Genomic DNA, 1,119 nt, shown 5'->3' on the forward strand with positions numbered 1-1,119 from the left:
TCCGCCCGCCCGACCGGGTGCTGGAGGCCACGGCCGAATACCGCGAGGAAAGCGATCCCGTGGGCGCCTTCCTGACCGAATGTGCCATCGTCACCGGCGCCGAGGATGATTTCATCCATTCCCGCGACCTGATCGAGGCCTTCAACTTCTGGCTCGAAGATCGCGGCGAGACCCGATGGGGCGGCCGCACGGTCTCGAACCGTCTCAAGCAGAAGGCCAGCCGCTGGCGGCATCCCCAGACCGGCAAGAGCTTCATCCCCGGCAAGCGCGGGGCCACCGGCTATCGCGGCATTCGCCTCACCGACGAGTTCAGGGCGCGGATGGCCGAACGCCTCTCGAATGGTGCGGGCGCCCCTGTCGACGAGCCGTTCTGATGGACCGGTCCGCCCTCCTGCAGGCCGCCCGCCAGGCCGTCACCGTGGATCGGGCCGCGACCCACGGCCGCCTCACAGACACGTTCGGCGCCATAGCGCGGCTCTGGTCGGTGCGGCTCGGGGTAGAGATCACGCCCGATCAGGTGGCGATCATGCTGATCGACCTGAAGACCGCGCGCGCCTGGACCAATCCGGGCCATGCCGACAACTGGATCGACATGGCGGGCTATGCCGCCTGCGGCGGGGAACTGGCCGGAGGCAGCACCGATGGCTGACCCCCGCACCCCCTTGTCCATGCCTTCGGGTCGGCAGGCCCCGCGCGCCCCGCGCAAATCAGGGCCTGAAGGGCCGGAAACCAGCGCGGAGGGTCTGAGTTTGGGCGCCATGAGGGGTGCGGGGGATGGCGCATTATCAAAGGCTTACGAGGCAAATCAGGGCCGGAAGGGTCTGAGGGGCCCGAAAATGCGGGGTTCGCGCGTGCGCGCGAGATAAGGGGCAGCGACATGAGAGAACCCATTCTTGCGCGTACCTTTGATTTTCAAGCCCCTCGGGCCCTTCAAGCCCTGAGAGAAGAAAATAGGCTATCGAAGTCAGAGGGTTATGAGGCGGAAGGCAGCGAAGGAGCCGCCGTAGTCTCGGGCCCTGATAGGGCGGTGTCAGGCCCTTCGGGCCCTGCCTTCGAAATCCAAGATCAACATACGGGGGCCAACCCCGACAGGAGCCACAAGATGCAGGAGCGCGCGAT

General features: G+C 66.5%; 1 protein-coding gene and 1 pseudogene. Both read left to right on the forward strand.

All coding sequences use genetic code 11. From position 1 onward, the window contains the following. Positions 1–374, forward strand: a pseudogene (locus BYZ73_RS23105) (primase-like DNA-binding domain-containing protein); the annotation flags it as partial. Continuing rightward, positions 374–649 carry a DUF6378 domain-containing protein gene (locus BYZ73_RS21230; RefSeq protein ID WP_112317575.1) on the forward strand — a complete coding sequence of 92 codons (276 nt, stop codon included), beginning with the start codon at positions 374–376 and terminating at the stop codon, positions 647–649. The pseudogene BYZ73_RS23105 and the gene BYZ73_RS21230, both read left to right, overlap by 1 nt. Positions 650–1,119 lie beyond the last annotated feature (470 nt).

This window comes from Rhodovulum viride (genome assembly GCF_003265965.1).
Lineage (GTDB): Bacteria > Pseudomonadota > Alphaproteobacteria > Rhodobacterales > Rhodobacteraceae > Rhodovulum > Rhodovulum kholense.